Origin of the sequence: Dolichospermum sp. DET69 (assembly GCA_017355425.1) — a bacterium.
GTDB lineage: Bacteria > Cyanobacteriota > Cyanobacteriia > Cyanobacteriales > Nostocaceae > Dolichospermum.
Window position 1 is genome coordinate 3,167,630 of sequence record CP070233.1, and the last position, 25,722, is coordinate 3,193,351.

29 protein-coding genes and 2 pseudogenes are annotated in these 25,722 nt (G+C 37.9%); 13 read left to right on the plus strand and 18 right to left on the minus strand.

Features of this window, described 5'->3' with window-relative positions:
* Nucleotides 1-140 precede the first annotated feature (140 nt).
* Entirely contained in the window at nucleotides 141-905 is a 765-nt protein-coding gene (locus EZY12_14485) for a Uma2 family endonuclease (GenBank protein QSX70673.1), read from the minus strand.
* A 336-nt stretch (nucleotides 906-1,241) separates the two neighbouring features.
* Between EZY12_14485 and EZY12_14490 the strand changes: the two genes are divergently transcribed.
* From EZY12_14490 to EZY12_14510, 5 genes are all read left to right on the plus strand, one after another.
* Nucleotides 1,242-1,808, plus strand: a complete 567-nt coding sequence (locus EZY12_14490; protein ID QSX66057.1) for a zeta toxin family protein — start codon at nucleotides 1,242-1,244, stop codon at nucleotides 1,806-1,808.
* A complete protein-coding gene (locus EZY12_14495) occupies nucleotides 1,789-1,992 on the plus strand; it encodes a hypothetical protein (GenBank protein QSX70674.1) in 204 nt (67 codons plus the stop codon). The genes EZY12_14490 and EZY12_14495 overlap by 20 nt, the downstream gene beginning before the upstream one ends.
* A 54-nt stretch (nucleotides 1,993-2,046) precedes the next feature.
* Nucleotides 2,047-2,310, plus strand: coding sequence for a type II toxin-antitoxin system RelE/ParE family toxin (locus EZY12_14500; protein ID QSX66058.1), 264 nt, complete (start codon nucleotides 2,047-2,049; stop codon nucleotides 2,308-2,310).
* 63 nt (nucleotides 2,311-2,373) lie between these two features.
* Nucleotides 2,374-2,589 (plus strand): type II toxin-antitoxin system HicB family antitoxin, encoded by a 216-nt coding sequence (locus EZY12_14505; protein QSX66059.1) that lies wholly within the window; start codon nucleotides 2,374-2,376, stop codon nucleotides 2,587-2,589.
* Entirely contained in the window at nucleotides 2,586-2,810 is a 225-nt protein-coding gene (locus tag EZY12_14510) for a type II toxin-antitoxin system HicA family toxin (GenBank protein ID QSX66060.1), read from the plus strand. Before EZY12_14505 ends, EZY12_14510 begins: the two co-directional genes overlap by 4 nt.
* Nucleotides 2,811-2,915: 105 nt before the next feature.
* On the opposite strand, the gene EZY12_14515 is transcribed toward EZY12_14510, so the two are convergent.
* The 9 genes from EZY12_14515 to patD form a co-directional block, all read right to left on the minus strand.
* Nucleotides 2,916-3,518, minus strand: coding sequence for a heme-copper oxidase subunit III (locus EZY12_14515; protein QSX70675.1), 603 nt, complete (start codon nucleotides 3,516-3,518; stop codon nucleotides 2,916-2,918).
* 111 nt (nucleotides 3,519-3,629) lie between these two features.
* Nucleotides 3,630-5,282, minus strand: a complete 1,653-nt coding sequence (gene ctaD, locus EZY12_14520; GenBank protein ID QSX66061.1) for a cytochrome c oxidase subunit I — start codon at nucleotides 5,280-5,282, stop codon at nucleotides 3,630-3,632.
* 154 nt (nucleotides 5,283-5,436) lie between these two features.
* Nucleotides 5,437-6,363, minus strand: coding sequence for a cytochrome c oxidase subunit II (locus tag EZY12_14525; GenBank protein QSX66062.1), 927 nt, complete (start codon nucleotides 6,361-6,363; stop codon nucleotides 5,437-5,439).
* A 26-nt stretch (nucleotides 6,364-6,389) separates the two neighbouring features.
* A complete protein-coding gene (locus EZY12_14530; protein QSX66063.1) occupies nucleotides 6,390-7,001 on the minus strand; it encodes a DUF2231 domain-containing protein in 612 nt (203 codons plus the stop codon).
* Nucleotides 6,998-7,498: a DUF2231 domain-containing protein gene (locus EZY12_14535; GenBank protein QSX66064.1), complete on the minus strand. Its 501-nt coding sequence runs from the start codon at nucleotides 7,496-7,498 to the stop codon at nucleotides 6,998-7,000. Before EZY12_14535 ends, EZY12_14530 begins: the two co-directional genes overlap by 4 nt.
* A gap of 574 nt (nucleotides 7,499-8,072) precedes the next feature.
* Nucleotides 8,073-8,738, minus strand: coding sequence for a nitroreductase family protein (locus tag EZY12_14540; protein QSX66065.1), 666 nt, complete (start codon nucleotides 8,736-8,738; stop codon nucleotides 8,073-8,075).
* A 172-nt stretch (nucleotides 8,739-8,910) separates the two neighbouring features.
* Nucleotides 8,911-9,246: a thioredoxin gene (gene trxA / locus EZY12_14545; protein ID QSX66066.1), complete on the minus strand. Its 336-nt coding sequence runs from the start codon at nucleotides 9,244-9,246 to the stop codon at nucleotides 8,911-8,913.
* A 316-nt stretch (nucleotides 9,247-9,562) separates the two neighbouring features.
* The gene (locus tag EZY12_14550; GenBank protein QSX66067.1) at nucleotides 9,563-10,810 is read right to left on the minus strand and encodes a hypothetical protein; all 1,248 of its coding nucleotides are present in this window, start codon (nucleotides 10,808-10,810) and stop codon (nucleotides 9,563-9,565) included.
* A 410-nt stretch (nucleotides 10,811-11,220) separates the two neighbouring features.
* Complete coding sequence (gene patD, locus EZY12_14555) at nucleotides 11,221-11,562, minus strand: heterocyst frequency control protein PatD (GenBank protein QSX66068.1); 342 nt, start codon at nucleotides 11,560-11,562, stop codon at nucleotides 11,221-11,223.
* 283 nt (nucleotides 11,563-11,845) lie between these two features.
* On the opposite strand from patD, the gene EZY12_14560 reads away from it, so the two are divergent.
* The 4 genes from EZY12_14560 (at nucleotide 11,846) to EZY12_14575 (ending at nucleotide 15,255) form a co-directional block, all read left to right on the plus strand.
* Nucleotides 11,846-14,119, plus strand: coding sequence for a bifunctional (p)ppGpp synthetase/guanosine-3',5'-bis(diphosphate) 3'-pyrophosphohydrolase (locus tag EZY12_14560; protein ID QSX66069.1), 2,274 nt, complete (start codon nucleotides 11,846-11,848; stop codon nucleotides 14,117-14,119).
* A 183-nt stretch (nucleotides 14,120-14,302) separates the two neighbouring features.
* On the plus strand, nucleotides 14,303-14,572 hold the full coding sequence (locus EZY12_14565; protein QSX66070.1) for a hypothetical protein: 270 nt from the start codon (nucleotides 14,303-14,305) through the stop codon (nucleotides 14,570-14,572).
* A 45-nt stretch (nucleotides 14,573-14,617) separates the two neighbouring features.
* Nucleotides 14,618-15,091: a type II toxin-antitoxin system VapC family toxin gene (locus tag EZY12_14570; GenBank protein QSX66071.1), complete on the plus strand. Its 474-nt coding sequence runs from the start codon at nucleotides 14,618-14,620 to the stop codon at nucleotides 15,089-15,091.
* A gap of 2 nt (nucleotides 15,092-15,093) precedes the next feature.
* On the plus strand, nucleotides 15,094-15,255 hold the full coding sequence (locus EZY12_14575) for a hypothetical protein (protein QSX66072.1): 162 nt from the start codon (nucleotides 15,094-15,096) through the stop codon (nucleotides 15,253-15,255).
* 102 nt (nucleotides 15,256-15,357) lie between these two features.
* Here the strand turns inward: EZY12_14575 and EZY12_14580 are convergent, their stop codons facing one another.
* The gene (locus tag EZY12_14580; GenBank protein ID QSX66073.1) at nucleotides 15,358-16,716 is read right to left on the minus strand and encodes a cysteine desulfurase-like protein; all 1,359 of its coding nucleotides are present in this window, start codon (nucleotides 16,714-16,716) and stop codon (nucleotides 15,358-15,360) included.
* 119 nt (nucleotides 16,717-16,835) lie between these two features.
* Between EZY12_14580 and EZY12_14585 the strand changes: the two genes are divergently transcribed.
* The gene (locus EZY12_14585) at nucleotides 16,836-17,801 is read left to right on the plus strand and encodes a DUF4351 domain-containing protein (GenBank protein ID QSX66074.1); all 966 of its coding nucleotides are present in this window, start codon (nucleotides 16,836-16,838) and stop codon (nucleotides 17,799-17,801) included.
* Between the two features lie 122 nt (nucleotides 17,802-17,923).
* Here the strand turns inward: EZY12_14585 and EZY12_14590 are convergent.
* The 3 genes and pseudogenes from EZY12_14590 to EZY12_14600 all read right to left on the minus strand — a co-directional run bounded on the left by EZY12_14590 (nucleotide 17,924) and on the right by EZY12_14600 (nucleotide 19,918).
* A pseudogene (locus EZY12_14590) lies at nucleotides 17,924-18,208 on the minus strand (aminotransferase class V-fold PLP-dependent enzyme).
* Between the two features lie 79 nt (nucleotides 18,209-18,287).
* Nucleotides 18,288-19,169: a phosphorylase gene (locus tag EZY12_14595; protein QSX66075.1), complete on the minus strand. Its 882-nt coding sequence runs from the start codon at nucleotides 19,167-19,169 to the stop codon at nucleotides 18,288-18,290.
* Nucleotides 19,170-19,393: 224 nt separating this feature from the next.
* Nucleotides 19,394-19,918: a pentapeptide repeat-containing protein gene (locus tag EZY12_14600; protein ID QSX66076.1), complete on the minus strand. Its 525-nt coding sequence runs from the start codon at nucleotides 19,916-19,918 to the stop codon at nucleotides 19,394-19,396.
* Nucleotides 19,919-19,932: 14 nt separating this feature from the next.
* On the opposite strand from EZY12_14600, the gene EZY12_14605 reads away from it, so the two are divergent.
* On the plus strand, nucleotides 19,933-20,376 hold the full coding sequence (locus tag EZY12_14605) for a YraN family protein (protein QSX66077.1): 444 nt from the start codon (nucleotides 19,933-19,935) through the stop codon (nucleotides 20,374-20,376).
* Between the two features lie 63 nt (nucleotides 20,377-20,439).
* On the opposite strand, the gene EZY12_14610 is transcribed toward EZY12_14605, so the two are convergent.
* On the minus strand, nucleotides 20,440-20,829 hold the full coding sequence (locus tag EZY12_14610) for a hypothetical protein (protein QSX70676.1): 390 nt from the start codon (nucleotides 20,827-20,829) through the stop codon (nucleotides 20,440-20,442).
* A gap of 212 nt (nucleotides 20,830-21,041) precedes the next feature.
* Here EZY12_14610 and queA point away from each other — a divergent pair, with 212 nt between their 5' ends.
* Both queA and EZY12_14620 read left to right on the plus strand, forming a co-directional pair.
* Nucleotides 21,042-22,172, plus strand: a complete 1,131-nt coding sequence (queA, locus tag EZY12_14615) for a tRNA preQ1(34) S-adenosylmethionine ribosyltransferase-isomerase QueA (protein QSX66078.1) — start codon at nucleotides 21,042-21,044, stop codon at nucleotides 22,170-22,172.
* Between the two features lie 66 nt (nucleotides 22,173-22,238).
* Entirely contained in the window at nucleotides 22,239-23,351 is a 1,113-nt protein-coding gene (locus EZY12_14620) for a tetratricopeptide repeat protein (GenBank protein ID QSX66079.1), read from the plus strand.
* A gap of 66 nt (nucleotides 23,352-23,417) precedes the next feature.
* Here EZY12_14620 and EZY12_14625 read toward each other — a convergent pair whose 3' ends face one another.
* The 3 genes and pseudogenes from EZY12_14625 to EZY12_14635 form a co-directional block, all read right to left on the minus strand.
* A complete protein-coding gene (locus EZY12_14625) occupies nucleotides 23,418-24,113 on the minus strand; it encodes a TrkA family potassium uptake protein (protein ID QSX70677.1) in 696 nt (231 codons plus the stop codon).
* Nucleotides 24,114-24,215: pseudogene (locus EZY12_14630) on the minus strand (alpha/beta hydrolase).
* Entirely contained in the window at nucleotides 24,208-25,563 is a 1,356-nt protein-coding gene (locus EZY12_14635; GenBank protein QSX66080.1) for an ATPase, read from the minus strand. Before EZY12_14635 ends, EZY12_14630 begins: the two are co-directional and overlap by 8 nt.
* Between the last annotated feature and the right edge of the window lie 159 nt (nucleotides 25,564-25,722).

Sequence of the window (25,722 nt, forward strand, 5' to 3'; positions counted from 1 at the left end):
GTTATCGGTTGAGTGAGATACAAAAACCCCACCCCCAACCCCCTCCCCGCAAGCGAGGAGGGGGCTTAGGATGTATCTCACAAAGAGTGCATACCACTCGCTATATTAATAGCTGTCATTTGTTAACGAATGAATAGAAGTTAGTCGGAAATACCCGCATCTATAAGGCGTTTTTCTAACTCTTCTAACCGTTTTAATGCGGCTTCTTTAGCAAGTCGTTCTAGGTTAACTTGTTGTTGTGCAGTTTCTTTAGCAAGTCGTTCTTGTTGGACTAACTCAGAACCCCAAAGCAACAAATTATTATCTTGATCCCACCAGCGCAACCAGTAACCTTGACGATTTTCGCGCTTTCCTTCCCACACACCAATAAATAATTCCATCTCCGCTAACCAGTAACGCTGATTTTCGTGATGTGAAGACAATTTATAATGTCCATTGTTATCTAATTGATGTACTTCTAATTCCCCAATGTTTGGTTCAAAAATGATGTAGTTAGGAACTTTTAAAATTTGTTCATAAAAAAACCATTTTCCAGGAGGATAAGTATGCTTATTGGAATATTCACTTCCATCTGTATCGGAAAGAAATTCCATTACTACCACAGGGATTTGTCCCTGTTTATGGGGAGTGTAACTACGTTGAACTTGCTCTCTAGGCACTGTGATTTGTGGCACGTAAGCCCAGTCAGGAGCTTTGATGACAAATTTTTCATTTACTGTGGCACAGATGCCGTAATTGGTCGTAGAGAGGGAGGTTTCTGGAAGTTTGCCAGCAAGTTCTAGGCTTTCTGTTAATGCTGCGGCTAGACTGGGTTGATTGACATTATCCACGGGTTCATCGTCTAAAATGAAGTCTTCTGGTAGGAGTTCCCAGGTGATCTTGGTGGTCGAAGCAGTTACAACCATAGAAAACACAAATAAGGGATTAATTTTTAGTATAGCTTGTGATGGATATGACAATTATGATCTTAATTCCTGCAATCCCTAAAACGTAAGTTGCTAGTTAGGGAAACTGTCTGAATCAGGATATCCAAGATTTAAGGATTAACAGGATTAAAACTGGGATTTTATTACCAATTACTGAATTTGGTATAGATAAGGAAATCATAATTTATCACGCTTTTATTATATGATATTAATATGGTATCCATAAAATTATAGATTTTACTTTTGTTCAAATAAAGATTTATTTTGATGGTAAAATGTAAATAAATACACTAGTCAATATATATTATCATAATCATGCCTAATTTGTACATTATCGGGGGTGCAAACGGTTCTGGTAAAACAACCGTAGCTTTGCAAATTCTCCCATATTTTTTAGAAGTTTTTGAATATATCAATGCTGATAACATTGCAGCGGGTATTTCTCCTTTTAATTCTGAATCTGTAGCTATTGAAGCAGGAAAGTTAATGTTACAAAGATTAGAAACTCTTGTTAATAAAAAATCTGATTTTGCTTTTGAAACTACTTTAGCTGCTCGTAATTTTGCGCGGTTTATTAGAGAATGCAAAACCCAAGGTTATATAATAAATTTGATATATTTTTGGTTAGAAACTCCAGAATTAGCCATAGCTAGAGTACGGAGACGGGTAGCAAGTGGAGGTCATAATATTCCAGAAGATATCATCCGTAGACGCTATGAACGTGGACGCAGAAACCTAACTGACCTTTATTTACCTTTGTGTGATACTTGGATAGTATATAATAATTCTGGGGATGAACCTCAATTAGTGGCTGAATCAGGTATAAATAAGGAAGTGATAATTTATGAATACGGAATCTGGAATCAAATTACAGCAAGATAATAAATCTCATGTTCCCGTTACAGAGTTACATCAAAAAATAGATGCTGGTGTGAAATTTGCGATCGCAAATGCAATAGAAAGACATCGCAGATTAGGAGAATCAATTAGTATTTTGCGAGATGGTAAAGTTGTGACTTTGACAGCAGATGAAATACCACATCGTGATATTCAGAATATTGTATAAGCACCTGTCGGTAGGATAATATATCAAGATACATATAATAGAAGCATTACGGTGATGAACAATATAAAATCGATTAAAGATTTGAAAGCACTCAAAAGTACACCTTACTATGTGTCTATTAAGAAATTTGCTTTTGCAGAAATAATCGAAATATCAAGTTTTGCAGAAATCACAAATATCAAAAAGCTTCAGGGATATGATAGTGCTTATCGGATTCCCATAGGTGATTATCGTCTTGGTATTATTTTTGATAGTGAAACATTAATTTTTGAAAGAGTTTTACACCGAAAAGAAATTTATCGCTATTTTCCTAAATAGATAATTTTGTGAAATAGGATTATGCTTTAAAATAAACTATGTCAACAAAATCCCCATACCCAAATGAGTAGAGAATTTAATGTAATTATTGAACGAGATGCTGATGGTTACTTTGTTGCATCTGTACCCAGTATTCCCGGTTGTCACACCCAAGCAAAATCTTTAGATGAACTAATGGAAAGAATTAGAGAAGCAATAGAACTGTGTTTAGAAGTAGATGAAAATCAAACAGAATCTCTGGAATTTGTAGGTGTGCAAAGAATTGCAATTGAAGTATGAGTAAATTACCAAGTTTAACAGGAAAAGAAGTCATAGCAGCACTTTGTAAAGCAGGTTTTGAAGTCATCAGAGTGCGAGGAAGTCATCATATTCTTGTACACAGTGATGGGAGAAGAACCGTTGTTCCAGTCCATGCTGGTGAAACAATTGGAACTGGATTAATGACACAAATACTCCGTGATTGTCAATTAGATAGAGAAGAATTTAGAAACTTACTTTAAAATAGGTAATCGAGGAGTTTTTGAAATAATTATATAAATACATGAATAAGGGTTTAGCATTGCTAAACCCCTACATAATTTATTGCTATTTGGCTAATAAAATATTTACTGCCAAACGTAAATAAGCAGAAACAAAACAATCCAGATAACATCAACAAAGTGCCAAAACAAAGAAGTGGCATTTATGCCGAAATGGCCATTATCAAAGTTACCAGGAAGGAAAGAACGAAATAACACTATTGACTGTAAGAGAATCCCGGTAAAAACGTGCAAACCGTGAAAACCAGTTAATAGGTAAAACATTCCTCCAAACGTACCAGAAGTAAAGCCAAATTCCAGTTGACTCCATTCCACCGCTTGGCCATAGAGGAAATAACTACCCATAGCCATTGTTAAAAACAACAGCAACCGATAAGTTTTCAAGTCATGTTTTTCTAATGCCTTTTCTGCAAAGAAAATCACAAAACTACTAGCAACTAAAATAACCGTATTAATGCTGGGTTCTTTGATTTCCAAACCAGAAACACCAGCCGGCAACCAATTAACAGCAGTAGTTTTGTAGACAATATAACCAGTAAAGAAACTTAAAAAGATTACACTTTCCGATAACAGAAAAACAATAAAACCAAACATTTTACTGCCTTCTTCATCATGTCCATGCTCATGACTAACATGATCTAATTCATCAGGAGAAACAGAACTATCCATCATAATTTCCAATTGAAGAGATTAGTGAGAAATAAGATCCCCGACTTCTGTTATAAATTCCTAACTTATTCACAAAATCAAAAAGAAGTCGGGGATCTAAATATTGACAAATTACTCATGTTCAGCAGATACCATTAATTCAGACTTGCCATAACCATAAGGTTCGCAAGTAACAATCGGAATTTCGTCAAAATTCTCAACAGGAGGAGGAGAAGAAATAGTCCATTCTAAACCAATTGCTCTCCAAGGATTATCAGTAGCTGGCTCTCCGTCCATCCAAGAAATTAACATATTGAAGATGAAAGGAAGAGTGGACATTCCTAACAAGAAACCACCCAAACTAGCCACAATATTCCAACCAACTAAATCTGGAGAATAGGAAGCAACACGGCGCAACATCCCTTGCAAACCTAATGGGTGCATAGGTAAGAAATTCAAATTTGTGCCGATAAAAGCTAACCAAAAATGGACTTTTCCCCAACCTTCGTGGAACATTCTGCCAGTCATTTTGGGAAACCAATGATAGATAGCTGCATACAGTCCCATAGTTACAGTTCCATAGAGAACATAATGGAAATGTCCAACTACAAAATAGGTATTGTTAACATGAACATCTACTGGTACAGAAGAAAGCATAATTCCTGTAATCCCAGCAAACACAAACATTACCAAAGCACCCAAAGCAAATAACATGGGTGTATTTAGCCGAATTTTTCCGCCCCAAATAGTGGCTACCCAAGCAAATACCTTAATCCCTGTGGGAATAGATACAAACATGGTTGTCACCATGAAAAATAACCGTAGCCAGCCAGGAGTACCACTTACATACATATGGTGTACCCAAACAATGCCGCTAACTACAGCAATTAACATTGAAGAGATAGCAACGACTTTGTAACCAAATAAAGGTTTGCGGGAATAAACCGGGAAGATTTCCGAGAAAATCCCGAACACTGGCAAAATGATTACATAAACCGCTGGGTGAGAATAGAACCAGAAATAATGCTGGAACATTACCGGATTTCCGCCTTTGGTGGGGTCAAAAAAGGCAGTCCCGACTGTAATATCTAATAGCAACATAACAGCACCGGCTGTTAAAGCTGGCAGGCCAAATAATTGGATAATTTGGGCGCTAAATACTGCCCAAACAAACAGGGGCATTCTAAAGAAACCCATTCCCGGCGCTCGCATTTTCACAATGGTGGTGACAAAATTCACCGCACCCATAATGGAAGAGACACCGGAAATAGCCACTGCTAATAACCAAAGAACTTGACCGTTAATCAAGTTTCCTGTGGGGTTTTGGGTACTAACGGGGGGATATGCCCACCAACCAGATTGAGCAGGTCCACCGGGAACGAAGAAGCTGGACATGAGGAGAATTCCCACCACAGGAACCATCCAAAAAGCGACGGCGTTCAAGCGGGGAAATGCCATATCTCGCGCCCCAATCATCAGGGGTACAAGGTAGTTAGCTAAACCAACAAGGGAGGGAAATGTCCACAGAAACAGCATAACTGTTCCGTGCATGGTGAACATGGCATTGTATACTGTGCGGTCTATTAAGTCGGATTCAGGGGTGATGAGTTCTCCGCGTAAAATCATGGCGAAGATACCGCCAACCAGGAAGAACATAAAGGAGGTAACGAGGTATTGGATACCGATGACTTTATGGTCTGTGCTAAAGCTGAAGTATGTTCTCCAGGTTTGAGGCGGTTCGTGGTGATGTGGCTCACCACCAATATGAATGGGGATGTTAGTCATTAGTTAAAGAATAGGAAATTGGGATTAAATGTCTGATAGCGTGGCCATATCAGGATGCTGAGGATTAGAAAGATGAACAAGATTTAAAAAATACAAATAAATAAAATCCTGAAAATCCTTAAATCCTGGAAATCCTGATTCAGACAAAAGTTAGTTAACCTGAGAAATTGACTAAGGGTGGGGTTGCAGGTTCAACGCTTTTCCAACCGCTGTTAATGCCGTTTTCTAGTTTTTGGGCATATTCTGAAGCCGCTTGGTTGGGGGCTGGGCTGGGTTTCTGACTGCCAGCTTTTGTTAACCACTGGTGATACTCTTCTGGAGTTTCCACAATGACCTTGGCTCGCATGGTGGCAAAGTATGTACCGCTATACTGAGAGTCCGTTAGGCTATATGCACCGGGGCGAATGGGGGTAAATTCAAAGTCGAGGTCGTTACCAGGAATGATGTCTTGTTTGAGGCGAAAAGCGGGGATATAAAAGCCATGAAGTACGTCTTCTGAATGTAGATTTAGACGGACACGGCGATCGCTTGGTAAGTGTAATTCTGTACTGGTAACATTGTTTTCTGGGTAATGAAACACCCAAGCCCACTGTTTAGCTGACACATCAATGTGTTCTAAGTCCTCAGCTACTGCGGCTTCTGAAGCTGGATCTACCATAGCATAGGCAGTTTCCGTCTTCATGGGATTATGTAGATGTATCTGGTGAGATGGTCCCTGGATACCCATTTCTTCGTAAACTTGGTAACTATAACCCGCAATCCACAACACCAACATCACCGGGATTGCTGTCCAAATTACTTCTAAAGTAACGTTACCTTCAATGTGGGGACCATCACTTAAATCATTAGCTTTCACGCGATGAAAAGCGATGGAATAGAAGAGAGTAGCAGTTACTCCCAGGAAAATTAAAGATCCTAATGTTACCAAAAAGCTAAATAAATCATCAATCAGATGAGATTCAGCAGCCGCTTGGGGAGGTAGCCAATAATAAGCCTGTTTACCAATCCAGAGACTAGTAAGAGTAACAGCAACTGCTCCAGTAACTATGGTCAAAAAGTTTAAAACTTGCCGCATATTCATGGTAGTCAGTTGTTCGTTGTCAGTTGTTATTTGTTACCAAATATCTGATTAATATCTTGTCCTGCTCGCAATAATTTATCGGCTGTATTGTGAACACCAAAATCTGCTGCTAGGTGCGCTCCTAATGTGCCATGAAAATACATCAGCAACATAATAACTACACCAACAACTAGATAAGAAATTTGTACTTCTCTTTCTTCGTATTTGCCGATAACATAACGTTGCCAACCTCGCCAAAAAGTCATACCAACAATGAGAGCCAGTAGTAATACACCACCGACACCATGCCACATCATTGTGGGCATTGCTAACATTCCCCAAGGACTTTTGATATCTGCTGGTGGGGCTGCTAATAACATTTCATAAAAACCTGCACCAACTGTGAAAAATGTAATCACAGCCGCAGCAAAAATGTTGTACCAACCCACATCAAATAATTGAGAACGTTCAACTTTAATTCCCAAAAATCTGAATAGCCATTTTTCCAAAGGGAAGAAGACACCTAAAATATCAAAGATAATGGCAATGATGAATAAACCTAATGTGAGATGCACTAAATTAGGATGAATGGGAATGGCATAAGGTAAACCATTTGCACCCATTTGCTGACTAATTTGGTCTAGTAATTCTGAATTCATGGCAAGATTCCATCCTTTACCGCTTCCACAACAGGTACGGTGTGTAAGCCATACACCCATACAAGTTCATCACCGAGATATACTTGAAAACCAACAAGTGCCGTTAATAAAACTGCCATAGCTATGTAATGAAAAGGGAGTTTTTTCGGGTTACGACTCCGCAAAACATAGCGCCAAGCAGTAAATGCCGCGATAATTCCTGACAATGACCAACCAATGAGAGTATGCACATTTAAAACTGATTTAGCAAGTTCGTAGGGTTTAGCTAAACCAGCCTCAAATTGACCAAAAATAATTGCCACAAAAATAGCAACTGTGGCAATACACATATTCCACCAACTCACCTCAAACAAAGTAGTTTTACCAGTTACATAACCAGCAAAATCACAGAAAACAGAAAACAGAACCATCGCAATTACAAAGTGAACCACGATAGGATGTAAGGGATCTGGATATGGTAAATTATGCTCATTCAATGAAGTGAAAAAATCCAGCATTAAATTCTCCTAGACTTATTTGCTACTCCTTAGCCAAACTTAAATAATTGCTAGATACTCACTCACTGATATCAATAAATTATTTGATAAAATTAGTGTGAGTTTGCTGCAATAGCTATTTCTTCATACCTGTGAACAACAGTAATTATGGATGTAGATAAACTAAATCACTGTGAGAGGTTGAATTTACTAGACCTAATTTTTAGGTTACGTAAATTTTTATGAATCGTCACCAAAACTAAAAGCAGAACTTCTAGAATTAACAAGAGAGCCAACAACAGATTTTGATCTTTGCTGTATTACAATATTTGTAAAGCAAAACCAACTATTTTTATGTTTATTGATGTACAATAAAAAATTATCACTTTGTAATTTTAAAAACCGAAATATATAATTTTTATAGTAGGTAGAAATCAGAAACAAGAAAGAATCATCTACAAACTGAAAAAGTGTTGAAATTTACAGCAATATCTATATCAAACTCTTTCTCTTTGCGCCTGGAGCGTGAGAAAAAAGTTTAATTCACTACCCATATCTGCATTCATAAATACCCACCTAATCCCCAAATCCCTAATTAACCTTGATACGGGTTATCTAGTCTATCTACAGAAACATTAACCGACAATGGTAAACGACCGGGATTTAACCGAGGTTCGGCTGCATAACCTACAGGTACTAACACAGCAATAGCTATATCTGGATTATTTTCCGCACCAATGATGGTTTTAACTTGATCCTCAATCCAACCATTCATGAAGCAGGTAGATAAACCCAAGCTTTCCGCCGCCAATACTAAACTTGTAGCAGCTATCATCGCATCTTTAATGGCGTATTCCCGGCGCTTGTCTCCTAAGCTTACCTGAAATTGAGGAATCGCATTTCTAAAGTAATTAACTGTTCCCTCATTCCAAGCCCCAGTGGCTGCACCTTGTTCTAAAATGGGTGTTATATCTTTTTCTCCCGCAGCAGCGTCAGCAGCGAAAACAAAGGTAACAGGCGCTTGAATAATTTGCTTTTGATTCCAAGAAGCTGCACATAACGCTTCTTTTTGGGCTTCGTCTTGAACTAAAACTATTCTCCAAGATTGGACGTTAAAACTACTGGGTGCAGCTACGGTTAATTCTACCAGTTGCTTGAGTAGTTCTGGGGAGATGGGATCTGATTTGAAGGTTTTGATAGAACGACGTTGTTCTATGGCGCTAGGTACGTCTAATGCTTTGATTTGGGTGTTTGAAGTCACGGTATTCTCCTCTGTTTTATCCTCTCCACTTAGGGTAACGCTTTTTTGTACGCAGTTCAATTGACTTAAGGATTACAGAATATTTTTTCTCACGCTTCAGACGCAGAGGAGTAAGTACGGAGTTTCAATTCCTCATAGCAAGATTTACTATAGAAATTCCCCATATCTTTAACTATGACCGTGCAGTAACATACTTATCTAAAGTAGCAGATAAAGTAGTTTTAGGAACAGCACCAACCACTGTTTTGATTTGTCTTCCTCCCTGAAATACCATCAAAGTAGGAATACTGCGAATCCCGTAATGACTAGCAACAGTGGGATTTTGATCAGTATTCAATTTCACCACTTTTATCTGTCCCTCATATTCCGCAGCCACTTCTTCCACTACAGGAGACAGCATTTTACAAGGTCCACACCAAGGGGCCCAAAAGTCAACTAAAACAGGAGTTTGACTTTCTAACACTTCTTGCTTAAATGTGGCTTCCGTGACATTGGTAATGGATGACATAAATTGTCTACCTAGATTTAAATTAATAACTCAATAATATCTAATAAATAGGGGCAGAAATATGTTGTTAAGTTTAATTTTGCTAAGTTTCTGATTATTCAAGTAGGTTGGGTTGAACCACAGTGAAACCCAACATTTCTGATAATTTCTAAGAGGATGTTTTAAAAATTTTCAAGGTATAAATTAACCCCTCTTGTAAACCTCTCCCCTATAAGGAGATAGGCTTTAAAATCCCCATTCCCTTGTAGGGAAGGGGGGTAGGGGGGTTAGGTTTTTGGAGATTATTGGTTTTATTTAATACTTTTTCAAACACCCTCTAACTTCTGGCTGCGGTAACAGAATTTTGATCAGCACCACAATGATGACAATAAGGTAATTCTTTATAAGTTAAATTATGACAATTATGACATTCCATATATTGATAATAACCGCAGTGTGGACAGTAGTTATCTTGAGGACGAATTTTCTTAGCACACCGAATGCAGCGTGATTTTTGAATTCTGCTAACTACCTGAACTTTAGGATTAAATACAACAGTTTGGAAGAATTTAATCATGCCAAAACCAACCAGGGGAATTAGCAAAATATACGCGTAACTAATGAGGAAAACTAAACCACCAAAGAAGAAACTAATGATATTAAAGAAGAATTGGAATATTGCACCAACTTGCAGAAATTCAAATACTTTCAGAATTAACGGAATTAAAAATATAACTAGCAAATGCCAGCTAATTAACGCTATTAATCCATATCCCTTGCGTTGACTGAAATTATTAACTAATAATGCAATGAGAATAAGGGGGAGTAAAAAGATAGCCTGAAAAACCAGTTGAATACTAGGATACCAAAATGAAGCGTCTTTATATCCTTTGGAAACTTGATTGAATTTGGTTTCATCTTTAACAGAAGACAATAAATTAATACTTTCAGGTTTTGTCAGTAGTTGATTTTGCAGGTTAGCAATTTCCTGTTTTAAGGTGGAGATTTTCTCGCTATTTTGTGTTAATTCCTGTTTAGCTTTTTCGGCGCGAACCTGATTAATGGAATTACCTGAAGACTGTCCAGCAATTTTTTCTAATAAGGTTGAATCATATTGATTACGAATAGTAGTATTTGCTTGTTCCAACCTATTAATTTGATCTTGTGTCTGATTTATCGTTGTAAGAATTTTCTGATTTTGAGGATTATTCAGTTTATCTTTAGATTCACCATAATTCAAACATATTTCCGAAACCTTACCCAAATGTCCAACTTCTGCATCTTGATATGTTTGCCGAACTCTTTGCTCATTACTACCATAAGGTAATGAACTTCGCAGAAATTCATACTCTTTATTTTTGGTAGTTTGGGTTTTGTAATTGTTCCATTCTGAATAACATGGATAAGCTTGAGTTGGGCTAAGATGCCATTCACTAATATTATTTAAACCTGTAAAAACGTTAATTAAAATAAAAATATCAACTAAAATAATGACAATCAAACTCACTTTATTGAGTGGTTCATTATTAACTGTTCGAGAGTTATTAAAAAATTGACTGAAAAGACGACGGATTCGAGTAAACATATAACTATCCTATATCTACTTAAGTTAATACACCAACAAAAAACGCGACATCATCACGGCTATTACTGAAATTAACTTACCATTTTCTTGTGACTTTGGTAGCAGCTTAATACAACTTATATATGGCAGAATTCAGGAGTAGGGGTAAAGCAAAGGCTCATTGGTGTCAACTTAACGTAAAAGCGATGTTCCGCAAGGAACTCAAGTTCCTTGCTAATAGCCAAAGTTGTCTTTTGATGACTAAACACTGGGAAAATTCCTTAGTCCACTAAGCGTGGACTTGAGCTATTAGACAGGGAATTTATTCCCCGGTGAGTGTAGAAGCCAACGAATAAGGGGCGTATTGCAATACGCCCTTACTTGATTTAACACCAATGATTACTGCTAAACCCCGACAAATACTTCATTTGTTATGATATTAGCTGGGTAATAGCTTGACAATATCCAACTAAAGTATCAATGCGTTCTTCAATGGTTTTCAACCTAGACTGTGATGTTGTTGACTGTCTGGCACCTTGGAGAAACATCATATCTACTTCCAACAGTCGCAACTGCTTATTTATTTCGGTTTTATAAGATTGTTCCCGTGAATTAGCGTCAACCAAAGGGACAATTTGTTGCCCAAAAAATTCCTGCAACTGGGCTAAATTCTCTCTTAATTCCCCAGCATTGAGTTTATTTCCCGTTACATTAGCTCGGAACTCATCTATAAATGTTGCCAATTCCTGATATTTATCACAATTAAAAGACATCTGTTGCTAGTTAAGATAGTATTAATGTCAAGAAAATTTTCTTATATAACCAAACTTTCTTTTTTTTCAGATCAAAGTCATAAGTCTCAAATCTTACTTTGAGGCTTGGTTTGTCGTCAATAGGTTTTTTGATTATGTTTCGAGCAACCTTCAAGGGATGATGACTACAGACGATTAGACATCATCTGTCCAACTTTGTTTCTTTTGCAACAGCATCTATTTATAGAGGTGCTGTCAATTTTCCTTATCTGTCAACCTATCCACCAATTACCTTTTTTATTTTATGAGTACTGTAACTATCAAACCCCCCGTTGATGTCATTCTCCCAGATTGGCTTAACAAATGTTTAATTGAACCACCAGCACCAATCCTTACAGAAGAAGAAGATCGAACGTATAACGGTAACGCCTTAATTTGTCGAGCATTTCAGTTTGCATATGAACTACATGGGGGTCAAATTCGTAAATCGGGAGAACCATATATTGCCCATCCTGTTGCTGTAGCGGAAACACTCCGTGAATTAGGTGGTAGTCCAGCTATGATAGCAGCCGGCTTACTCCATGATGTAGTTGAAGATACAGAAATTACAGTTGAAGATATAGAAGCCCGTTTTGGTCCAGAAGTACGGCTACTGGTAGAAGGTGTTACCAAGCTATCGAAAATAAATTTTACTAGCAAAACCGAAAGTCAAGCAGAAAATTTCCGGCGAATGTTTTTGGCCATGGCGCAGGATATTCGAGTAATTGTGGTAAAACTGGCAGACCGTTTGCATAATATGCGAACCCTCCAATATATGTCAGAATCTAGCCGGCAACGTAGCGCCCAGGAAACACGAGATATTTTTGCACCTTTGGCGAATCGGTTGGGAATTTGGCAAATTAAATGGGAATTAGAAGATTTAGCATTTAAATATTTAGACCCAGAAGCCTATCGCGCAACTCAGCAAAGTGTGGCTGAAAAACGCACAGCCCGGGAAGAAAAATTACTCAAGGCTACGGATACTTTGCGCCGTCGGTTACTGAAAGCGGGTATTAATTGTTTAGAAATTAACGGTCGTCCTAAACACCTTTATAGCATTTATCAAAAAATGCAGCGGCAGCAAAAGGAATTTCATGAAATTTACGATTTGGCGGCACTGCGAATTATTGTCCAAACTAATGAAGAATGTTATCGAGCTTTGGCAGTGGTTCATGATTCTTTTCGTCCCATCCCTGGTAGATTTAAAGACTACATTGGACTGCCTAAACCAAACCATTATCAATCTTTACATACTGGGGTAATTGGCTTGACTGGCCGCCCGTTGGAAGTACAAATTCGCACCTTAGAGATGCACCATATCGCGGAGTATGGAATTGCCGCCCATTGGAAGTATAAAGAAAGTGGTGGTTCTGATAATGCTAATCTAACAGGCTCTGATGAAAAGTTTACTTGGTTGCGCCAATTGCTAGATTGGCAAAGTGATTTAAAAGATGCTCAGGAATACTTAGATAGTGTTAAAGACAATCTATTTGAAGATGACGTTTATGTCTTCACCCCTAAGGGGGATGTTGTTCCGTTAAGTCCCAGTTCTACAAGTATAGATTTTGCCTATCGGATTCATACAGAAGTCGGAAACCACTGTGCGGGGGCGCGAGTGAATGGGCGCATTGTTCCTTTGTCAACACGGCTACATAATGGGGATATTGTCGATATTATTACCCAAAAGAATTGTCATCCCAGTTTAGATTGGTTAAATTTTGTTAGCACTTCAGCGGCTAAGTATCGGATTAAACAATGGTACAAGCGATCGCGCCGAGAAGAAAATGTTGCCAGAGGTAGAGATTTATTAGAGAAGGAATTGGGAAAAACTGGTTTTGAGAGTTTGCTCAAATCCGACGCTATGCACACCGTCGCCGAAAAATGTAACTATCACAGTGTGGAAGATTTGCTCGCCGGTTTGGGTTATGGGGAAATTACCTCAAACTTAGTGCTGAACCGTTGGCGGGAAGTCGTCAAAGCCAGACAACCTGTGACTGATGTCGTTCCATTTATCGCCAAAGAACCAACACCAAAAACCTCACGGGATACACCACTAATTACTTCCCGTGCTAGTGATTCCCCCATTATTGGGATGGAGGGTTTAGCTCATCATGTCGCTGGGTGTTGTACTCCCATTCCCGGTGAACCAATTGTGGGTGTAGTTACACGCGGAAGAGGAATCTCTATTCATCGCCAAGGCTGTCATAATGTAGATCCTGTTGAGCATGAGCGTTTAGTCCCAGTGCATTGGAATTTAGCTATGGAAAATCGTGGCCGTCCTCATACTTATCCTATTAATTTACAAATTGAGGCAATGGATCGCGTGGGAGTATTAAAGGATGTGTTATCACGGTTAAGTGACCAAGGCATCAATGTCCGTCATGCTCAAGTGAAAACTTCTCTAGGACAACCCGCTTTGATGGATTTGGGTATTGATGTCCGCGATTGTTCTCAATTGGAACATTTATTTGTGCAACTCAAGAAAATGAGTGATATTCTCAATGTCCGTCGTGTTTGTGAGGCTGAGGACTGCGGATGAATTGAAAATTAACAATTTTTGGCTTGTTTCACGCAGGGTAAGCCATAAGGGGAATTTATCCCCTACAGACATTACCCTCAAATATCCTCCTTGACATACTCCCCATCCTAGAAGGGTGAGGATTCTGGGTTCAAACAACAGTTGCGGGCATAACCCGTCTTACACTATCTCGCCCAACAGACAATGCCCTGCCTGTTCTCACCATTATATCAAAAAGCCGTCCTAGAAGGACGGGGCTTTAAACCCAAATTTTTGGTAAATTTGTTGTCCGCCATTTTTGATAGCAATGGGGGTTGTATTTCCGGTTTGGGCGGAGTATTTGTTGGTTGCGTCTTTGAGAAAGATGCTATTCCCAGCATTTTAGATGATTGCATAGCCAATTTGACCGTCACCATTGGCATCAATTTGGAAGTTAGTTTCTTGGGTAAGCACTATAGAATCGCTTGTTTATAGGCATGATATGATGCGAGAATAAACGATTTTTTTAAATATTTAATAATGATTGAAAGTCTCTATCTTGACACCAGTATTATTGGCTATCTGACAATTAGGCCAAGCACTAATCTAATAACTGCCTCAAATTCAATAATTACACAGAGTTGGTGGGATACTCGACGGCAAAATTTTACTCTATATATCTCTGAAGTAGTTTTAGAGGAATTAGCCAGAGGAGATCAAGAAATAGTTACTAAACGACTTGATCTAATCAATGAATTACCATTACTAGAACTCAACGAAACAGTGGAAGAATTAGCCCAGCAATTTCTCACAAAAAGCAATCTTCCTCCTAAAGCATCTGATGATGCCTTACATATTGCCTTAGCTACTGTTTATAAAGTAGATTATTTGTTAACATGGAACTGTAAACATATTGCTAATGCACAAATACAGAAAAAACTCTCACAAATTAGTATTCAATCTGGTTATGAATTACCAACAATCTGTACACCTTATGAACTTATGGGAGACTAACTATGTGGAAAGATGAAGTATTAGAGGAAATTTATAAAATCCGAGAAGAACACGCTAAATCTTTTAATTATGATTTGCATGAAATTTGTAAAGATTTAAGAAAAAAACAGATAGCTAGAAACAGAAAAATTATTACTCAGCCTCTGGTAACATTACCATCCTAAAATAAATAGATTATTACTAAGTGCCACCTAGTAATCACTTTTCGGAATCCAAGATTTAGATCCCCGACTTCTTAAAGAAGTCGGGGATCTGGTAGAGTTTTTTTAAATTTCATTCAAGGCTTGCAAGAGTTGATCAATTTCTTCAACTGTGTTGTAATGGGCTAAACCAATTCTCAATAAGCCACCAGATGTTTCTACGTCTAATTTTTCGGTGAGGTTAACTGCATAGAAATTTCCGTACCAAGCAAATATTCCCTTTTCTCCTAATATGGTTGCTATGGTTGCTGGTGTTTTTCCTTCTATGCGGATAGATACTGTGGGTGTACGCCATGTAAATTGGCTGGGTTCAGTAATTCCATATAAGGTTAAACCAGGGATTTTTAGCAATCCTGAAATCAGCTTTTTACTTAATTCTCTTTCATATTGTTGAATGGCTGACATTGCTGCAACTAAAGCAGCTCGGCGACTATGATAAGCTGATGCTAGTTCATGGTTTGGTTGTGCTGTTTCTGTCAGAAATCGCGGACAATGGAAAGTTGTTAATCCTTCTTTATCGGCTTCCATTAAGGAGGAAAGTAATTCACTATCTAAGGTTGGGGAAACATGACAACCTAATTTTGCTAAATAGTTAATTGCTGCTACTAATCCGGCTAAACCTTCATGATTTAAAGTTCCTGTTTCCCATCTGGAAGGAACTTCTTCTGATGCAGGTTTCACTTTATAAGGCGAAAATCTCGTTAAATATTCTCTTTTTCCGTAGAGAATCCCGACATGAGGAGCGAAGAATTTATAAGCGGAACAGGCGAGAAAATCACAGTCTAAATGATGAACATTAATCGGTGCATGGGGGGCATAATGGACAGCATCAACATATACTAAAGCCCCGACATTATGGGCGAGTTTTGTTATTTTGGTAATATCATTAATTGTGCCAACGGCGTTAGAAGCATAGGTGACTGCAACTAATTTTGTCCGGGAATTTATCTTTTGTTCTAAATCTTTTATATCTAAAGTACAGTCGGTAATATTGATATCAATAGGACGAATAATTACACCTTTTTCTTCTAAAGCATACCAGGGAGAAATATTGGCTGCGTGGTCTAAGTTTGTGACAATGATTTCATCACCTGGTTGTAATTCTCTCCCGATAGCGCGACTCACGGAGAAGGTGAGGGTGGTCATGTTTGCGCCAAATACTACTTCATCATTATCACATCCTAGGAAGTCGGCGATCGCAGCCCTGGCGGAAATAATCAAGGCATCTGTTCGCATACTCGTAGCAAAAGCACCGTGAGTATTAGCATTCGATCTAACTAAATAATCACTAATTGCGTCTAATACTCCACCAGGAACTTGTGTTCCCCCAGGTCCATCAAAGAAAATCGCTGGTTTTCCGTTGATTGTTTGTGTCAGTGCGGGAAACTGGGCGCGTATCCATTTTATGTCTAAAGATTCGTTCATATAATTCACGTCTTGTCAAAAAAAGATTAAATGATATTTTTAAGAGGGACGAGATTTAGCACAACATTATCCCCTGAATATAACAGCATCATTATCATTAGATTAATTCCCAATTTAGCATGACCAATCCACAGACAGAATATGATTCTCCTTGGAAAACTATTCTTCAGACTTATTTCTCCGAATTTATCAGCTTTTTCTACCCGGATCTTTATGCCGATATCGACTGGACTAAACCTATTGAGTTTCTGGATAAAGAGTTACTCCAAGTCACTAGAGATGCTTCAATTGGTCGCAGATTAGCGGATGCTCTCGTCAAAGTTTATCGGATTAATGGTGAAGAAAGTTGGCTGTATATCCACATCGAAGTGCAAAATCAGCGAGATGATGATTTTCCTCACAGAGTCTATGTTTACAACTACAGAATTTATGACCAGTACCAACAACCAATTACATCCTTAGTAATTTTAGGAGATGATGATATTAGCTGGCGACCTGATTATTTCGTTATCCAAGCGCGAAGAACGACAGTTAGAATTGATTTCTCTACAATCAAGCTGCTAGATTATAGGGAAAGATGGGCTGAATTAGATGCTGACCGCAATCTGTTTTCTACGGTTATTATGATGCACTTAAGAACACTGGAGACAACAAAAAATCGCCGAGCCAGAAAAGAATTTAAGCTGTCTTTAATTAAACGCTTGTATGAACAGGGTCATGATAGACAGGATATCATTAATCTCTATGGACTAATTGACTGGATGATGACAATACCAGAGGAATTACAGGAAGAATTTAATCAACAAATAACTCAGTATGAGCAGGAGATGAAAATGCCTTATATTACTAGTATTGAGCGAAGTGGTGAAGTCAAAGGTGAAGTCAAAGGTAAACTAATACAAACACAACAAATAGTTAAACGACAACTTCACCGTCGAATTGGCGAAATTGATTCCTCTTTGATTCATCAAGTTGAAGCGTTACCTATTGAGGTATTAGAAGAATTAACGGACGCGCTTTTAGACTTCTCAACTATTGCTGATTTTGAACAGTGGCTGGAAAATAGATCTAAGCCTGAAGAGTAAGAGTAAGATTAGATACCTGATACTAGAGGGAGCGATTGTTTTGGATATAGACGATTGCCCTCTAATTAACGTGAGAATAGGCAGACAGAATCACGGTGATTTGGAAGATGAAGTTTCCAGTAGCTGGTCATATTTGCGCCAAATACTACTTCATCATTATCGCATCCTAGGAAGTAGGCGATCGCAGCCCTGGCAGAAATAATCAAGGCATCTGTTCGCATACTCGTAGCAAAAACACCGTGAGTATTAGCATTCGATCTAACTAAATAATCACTAATTGCGTCTAATACTCCACCGGGTACTTGTGTTCCACCGGGTCCATCAAAGAAAATCGCTGGTTTTCCGTTGATTGTTTGTGTCAGTGCGGGAAACTGGGCGCGTATCCATTTTATGTCTAAAGATTCCATAATTTTTCCTCTTTTTCTTGATGAAGATTTCACGCAAAGGAAACATAATAACTTACATTGTAGTATAAATTCGATTTTGTTATTTACAAAAAGCAACTTTACTTAAAATGTTAATAGGGGTGATATCTTTGAGTAATTGCATTTGTTCTTGACTTTTTACTAATAATGCACCTGCAAATCCTAATGAGTTGACAGAAATTGTCTCAAACTCGTCATATTGTCGAGGGACAATTAACATCCATTCTCGCGTCATCAAAAGATTATATGCTCCAGATTGCATATTATTTTCTAGGGGTTTAATTCCCACAGTTTGCAGTAAAGTATGATATTTTTCTAAAGTTATTTCGGCACTTTCTCCCATATCAAGATTAGTAAAAGCGTGGACAAAAGGAAATTCTGGTATACTTCCAATAGCGGTTTCTAATTTTGCTGCTTTTAAAAGTGGTGAAATAGGAATATCTGTTTCCGCAAAAGGGACAATTTGCAAATGTTTATGTAGTTGACTCGCACCGGCAAGTTTACCACCATTATAAAATACTAAACTTTCAAACTCTTCTAAACAGGCTCCCGTTGCTGTAAAGTCTTCTAGGGTAAGTAAATTTTCCTGTGATTCAAAAGCGCGAGTGATAATTAACAAGTGATAATCAACAACATTGAATTTATTTAAAATACAAACATGAGTAGGAGAGATATCAGCTACAAATAAATCTACTTCGTAGGGTAAAAAAGGATTAAATTCTTTACCAGTTTTAGCAACTTTATGATCTCGTTTTTTTTGTTCAGCGATTTTGCGGTTGATATTTTCTAAAATTCTGACAACAAATTTCACACCATTTTGTTCAATAATTTCCAATTTTGTGGGAATAGATTTTAATGCCCCAGATTTTAAAGCCAGTTCCGTTGTTTTTTTGATCCTTGTCCATAAGGTGCCTGGTTCAAGTAAGATTTTGCCCTGATTCATATTTTCCAAAAGTTCACTTTTTTAAAATCCTAGGTTGGGTTTGATTTTTCCTGTTCATGACGTGGTACAAGAACCCCACCCCCAACCCCCTCCCCGCAAGCGATGAGGGGGCTAAGATGTACCTCATAAGAGCGAAAACCGCTGTATATTGTTGGAAAATGATTGAGGATTTCTATAGATCCTTAATTTTTTTTGAGCAATTGGGAATCTGGATATATCATCCTCTAAGGACAAAATAAAGTTTCTTTTGTCTCTCTACCTGTTACAGGATTAGTGCCTTTAGCTAGTTTACAAAGTTTATTTTGTTCATCTCGACGCAATAATACATCAGTAAAATCTGCTCCGTCAATTATAGCTCCATCAAATTTGGCGTTAGCCGCAAATGCCCCTTCTAAATTGGCGTTGGTTAAATTGGCTTTAATCAAACGCGCTGAATCTAATGTAGCATTAGTTAGATTTGCTCCCTGTAAATTAGCTGATTCTAGATTGGCTGCAAAGAATTCGACACCACGGAGATTAGCATTAGTAAAATTACTGTAGCGAAGATTTGCTTTAGTAAAACTGGAATCTGTTAAATCACGTTCAGAAAAATCAGATCCGACAAGAATTTCTTTGTTATATTCCAGTGCTACAGCAGAAGGCACAAAACCTGCTAAGGCTGTGGTGGAAATAATTACCCAAAGTAATAAACTGAGTATAGTTGTCCAATTGCGATAGCGAAGCACGACCTGGGAATCGTTATTATTCATGGTATTGTTAAGTAATGGCTAATCCTTCTCTATTTAATTATGCAGATATTGGTAACATAGGTGAAGACCTAGCCGCTAAATGGTTACAATCTACGGGTTGGGAAATTTTGCATCGTCGCTTTTCGTGTCGTTGGGGAGAAATTGATATTATTGCCCAATATCAAGACACAATACTGGCATTTGTAGAAGTAAAAACCCGCAGTTCTGGTAATTGGGATGAAGGGGGAAAAAATGCCATTACTCCCCAAAAACAAGCAAAAATATGGCGGACGGCGGAAATATTTTTAGCTGAATATCCCCAAAAAGCTGATTATTCTTGTCGCTTTGATGTGGCTCTTGTTCACTATCAACTAGAAACTAAAAAAATCATTGCCGAAGAGTTTTTAGAGCGTTTATCTATATCTGGATATGAGTTTAAGCTACAACAATACATTGAAGCAGCTTTTGACCAACAATAAATATGGGAGAATAATTATTTTTCACTTCCTAACCTATGCAAACAAGTTTGAATTTTGAATTGCTTAGGCCAATGTTTCCGGACAGTAACCTAAACCGCGAACAAACTGTTGTCTAAATGCTTCAATTTCTTCTCTTTCCGGGCTACCATGAGAAACAATCGCTACTTGGTAACGACGCATCACGTCTACAGGCGTTTGTCCGGCTTCCAAACTCCAAAGTGCCATTTGGACTCTCATTGGTGGCTGATAGCTAATTCCTAATTCATTAAGAAAAGCTCGAAAATCACCATCTTGTTGATCTGAGACTGTATCTTTGAGTTTAATTCTGACTACCCAACCATCAATTTGATGAATTACACTCACAAAGGAAACGGGAAATTGAGGTCTACCGTGTAAATATTGAACAATTCTCAAACTGAGGCTGGCATTTCCTAGATAGTACAAGTATTCCATCATTCTCTTATAGGATATGGGATTAAATTTAGTTCTACTTATCTATCTTCGTGAATGGAGTGGAGTTCCCGGTAGGGTAAAAGCACCCGTCTTTCTATGGGGAGATTTACCCAATCTGGGAACAGTTGACAGTTGACAGTTGACAGTTGACCGTTGACAGTTGACCGTTGACAGGAATTTTCCTATTACCAATGACCAATGACTTAATTAATATGAAGCCAAAAATACGACAAGCAACAGCGGAAGATGTAAATTTAGATTGTTTATTATCTGGTTATGACTACGAACTTCCACCAGGACTAATTGCCCAAAATCCTGCTGTTCCTAGAGATAGTTCGCGGTTATTGGTGGTAGATTCTCCTGAAACTGCTAAAACTATACCACCGCTACATCACGTTTTCCGTGATTTATCGGAACTGCTAAAACCAGGGGATTTACTTGTGATGAATAACACAAAAGTAATTCCCGCTCGGTTGTACGGCTGTAAGTCTACGGGGGCTGGGGTAGAAGTGTTGCTGTTGGAGGAACGACGACATAATTGCTGGTTGGCTTTGGTGAAACCTGGTAAGCGGTTTACCGTGGGTAGTGAGATTATTTTTACAGCGGGGAAAGATGGAAAACAACAGGAATTGAGGGCGACTGTTGTAGAATCAGATCCAGAAACTGGGGGACGCTTGTTACAGTTCGATTTACCCGCAGCAGTTCCTTTAGTACAGGTGTTGGAGAAGTTTGGACAGATTCCCCTACCTCCTTATATCACGGCTTCTACCGCTGCTGATGAACAGTATCAGACGGTGTATGCGGATGTTCAGGGAGCGATCGCTGCGCCAACAGCAGGGTTACATTTCACACCTGAATTATTAGAAAAGCTGCGTAGTTGTGGCATTAATCAAGCCTTTATTACTCTTCATGTCGGTGTCGGTACTTTTCGCCCAGTGGAAGTAGAAGATATTACCACCCATGCAATGCACGAAGAATGGATTGAAGTTCCCCCTGATACTGTTGAGCAAATTCGGGCTACTCAGGCTGCTGGTGGGCGCATTATTGCGGTGGGGACAACAGCGGTAAGGGCCTTGGAGGGTGCGGCACAATCGGGGGATTTACAGCCTTATGTGGGGAAGACCAATTTATTTATTTCTCCTGGGTATAAATGGCAAGTTGTGGAGGGTTTAATTACCAATTTTCATTTACCCCGTTCTAGTTTATTGATGCTGGTTAGTGCTTTAATTGGTAGAGAAAGATTATTGGAGATTTACCAACAAGCGATTGCTGCTGAATATCGCTTTTATTCTTTTGGTGATGCCATGCTGATTTTACCGGAAGGGAAAAGTATTAAATTATGAATTTTTGATGAAGTAATGGATAATCTAATTTAGATGAGACTCAGTATAACTAAAGGGTGGTAAAATATGTATCAAAAACATCACAAATATCCGTACCTAAACCCAATCAAGGCTGTATGTAAACAAGCATTGACGGTAATTGTCTCTACTTCTTCAGCATTTTTAATTTTCACCTTACCTGCAATTATTAATTCTCCCAATGACAAGCTATTAGCAATAGAAGTTGTTTCTCAAGATTTAGACGCAGCTATATATTTTCAGCAGGGAGTGACACTTTATAATAATCAAGATTTTCAGGGTTCAGAAATAGCTTTTCGCAAAGCCTTAGAGCGAGATCCTAATATTAGTACAGCGCGAAATTATTTAGGGAATATTCTGTTAGAACAAAATCGGCTAGATTTAGCTATCCAAGAATTTGGAGAAGCAATCAGATTAAATCCCAATTTGGGAGAAGCTTATTATAATTTGGGTGTAGCTTTACAAAAACAGGGACAAAAAGAAGCCGCTATTACAGCTTATCGTCAAGCTTTAGTAGTCACTCCCACCCTAGCTAATGCCCATTATAATTTGGGAGTTTTGTGGTATGAACAAGAACAGCGTCAGGATGCGATTGCTGCTTATGAACAAGCAATTAATTTAGATAGAAATAATAAAGATGCTTATTTTAATTTAGCAATTGTTCAACAACAAGAAGGTCAAGTAGAATTGGCAATTTCTGCCTATCGGGAAGTTTTGAAAATAGATCCCAAAAATGCTATAGCTTACAATAATTTGGGTAGTCTTTTAGTAAATCAAGGTAAAATTTCCGAAGCAATTAATATTTACAAAGAAGCAATTCGTCAAAATCCCAAAAATACCTCTGCTCAGTATAATTTAGGAGTAACTTTATATAATCAAGGTGCTTGGCAGGATTCGGCTCAAGCATTAAGACGCGCTCGTCAACAGTATACACTTGAGGGAAATACTGAGCAACTTGCCAAAACTGAACAAGTAATGCAGCAAATTGCCCAGATTTTAATACCTAAAAAATCACCAGTAAATCCATCAGGTAGCACAACAGCAATTACTACTCCACCTGTTGAACAAGCACCCGCAAATCTTCCACCTGTAGAAGAAGCACCTGTAAATACTCCGAAACCTGTAGAAATTACTTTACCTAATTTGACACCAAATAAATAATTGGTCATTAGTCAGTGGTCATTGGTCATTAGTCATTGGTAAAGTTTTTCCCTATTTCCCATTCCCTTAAATTGGTAAACGATTAATATCTTTATTGCAACCAATTACTACCATGGCAGAACCTTTTTCTAAACGTTTAGTTGGTTCGGGATTAATGATAAATTTACCATCATGACTTACAGCCAACATATTTAAACCATAGCGGTTACGAAGTTGGAGTTCAGCAATGGTTTTTCCATTAAATTCATCAGGGACAATTAACTCAACAATACTGTTATCTGGGTCAAGATCAAATCTTTCTAAAATTCCCGGTTTAGTCAGTGTGCGTGCTAAAGCACAACCAGCTTCATATTCAGGAAATACTACATGATCTGCTCCTACTCTATTTAATAATTTGCGGTGAACTTCACTAGAAGCTTTTGCAACTACATGAGGTACACCACCTTCTTTCACATTTAAGGTAGTAATAACACTTTCCTGAACATAATTACCAATAGCGACAATTACTGTATCAAACTCAAAAATTCCGGCTTCTTTCAGGGCTGCTGGTTCGGTTGAATCTAGTTGTAACGCATGACCAACTATTTCTTCATTTAAGGCTTCGGAAACCCGTTTTTCATCAATATCTGTAGCTAACACTTGATAACCTAAATTATGCAGTGTTGAGCAGACAGAACGACCAAAACGACCTAAGCCAATTACAGCAAATTGGTGATTGTCTCTACGTAAACTGCGAAGAAATTTTAATGATGAAAGGTTCATAATTTGGTAATTGGTAATTGGTAATTGGTAATTGGTAATTGGTAATTGGTAATTGGTAATTGGTAATTGGTAATTGGTAATTGGTAATTGGTAATTATCCAACCAGGAGATTTTCTTCGGGATAGTGAATTCTGGTAGAACGAGGATCTCCTAATATGGATGACATTAATAATAAAACACCAACTCGGCCAATATACATGGTGAGAATTAAAATTAATTTTGCTGCGGTGGAAACACTAGCTGTAATCCCTGTGGAAAGACCTACTGTACCAAAGGCTGATACGACTTCAAAGAGAATTTGAATAAAAGCCAATTTGGGGTCTGTAAGACTAATTAAAACCGTGGCAACAATCACTGTTGCTAGTGAACCAAATACCACACCAACAGCTTTTAAAATCAATGAGATGGCAATTTTGCGATTATATAATAATACCTCTTCTTTGCCTTGCAAAATTGCATTTGTACAACTGGTAAGCACTCGTAAAGTAGTGGTTTTGATTCCTCCTCCTGTCCCTCCAGGACTTGCACCAATAAACATCAAAGCAATCATAATAAATAACCCGGCATTAGTCATTTTACCAATGTCAATACTATTAAAACCAGCAGTTCTGGTGCTGACTGACTGAAACCAAGCTCCTAATATTTTATCAGATAAATTTAATTGTCCCAAGGTACTATCGTTTCTAATTTCTATCAGAAATAAGGCAATTGTTCCTACTACTAACAAGATCAATGTTGTGCTAGTAGCGACTTTAAAATCCAGGGAAAATATTAAACAACTTGTTTTTTTGATGATGCGATTACTTTGATAACTAAAACTATTTCGTAACCACAAATACATATCCAAAATTACCTGATAACCAATCCCACCAAAGATGATTAAACAGCCAATTGTGACAATAACTAAAGGAGAAGATTGATAACTCATTAAATTGTCTTTGAATAAACTAAATCCAGCATTATTCCAAGCACTAACACTATGAAAAATTGCTAACCAAGTTCCTTCTTGCCAACCTTTTTCGGGAACAAAAACTATCATTAATAAAAATACTCCCGTGAGTTCAAACAATAAGGTAGTCGCAATAATCGAACGGATAATTTGCGTACTACCACTCATGCCAGGACGGTCTAAAGCTTGTTGAATTGCTACTTTTTGTCTGAGATCAAATTTTCTACCAATTAACAACATTAAAAATGTGGTAGTTGTCATATAACCTAAACCGCCAATTTGTGCTAATAGGGCAATAAACAACTGACCTAAAAAGGAAAATTCAGTCCCAGTATCTACCACTGCTAAACCTGTAACGCAAACCGCTGAAGTTGAAGTAAATAATGCAACAATTGGATCATTCCAATTACCATTACCAGTAGAGAAAGGCATTGTCAAGAGAATGGCTCCTAAGAGAATGACAGCGACAAATCCCAAACAAATTGTCCGCGCAACAGTCATAATAATTAAACATCAAAAATGAATAAACTTTCAGGTATTAGGCTATTTTGACATCTTCCCAAGGTAGAATTAATGAGTTATTCCCAGGTAGAAAAATATCCCTATCTAATTAAAAACATAGATGGTAGCCTAGAAATAAGTTTTTTTTGAATTTCCTGT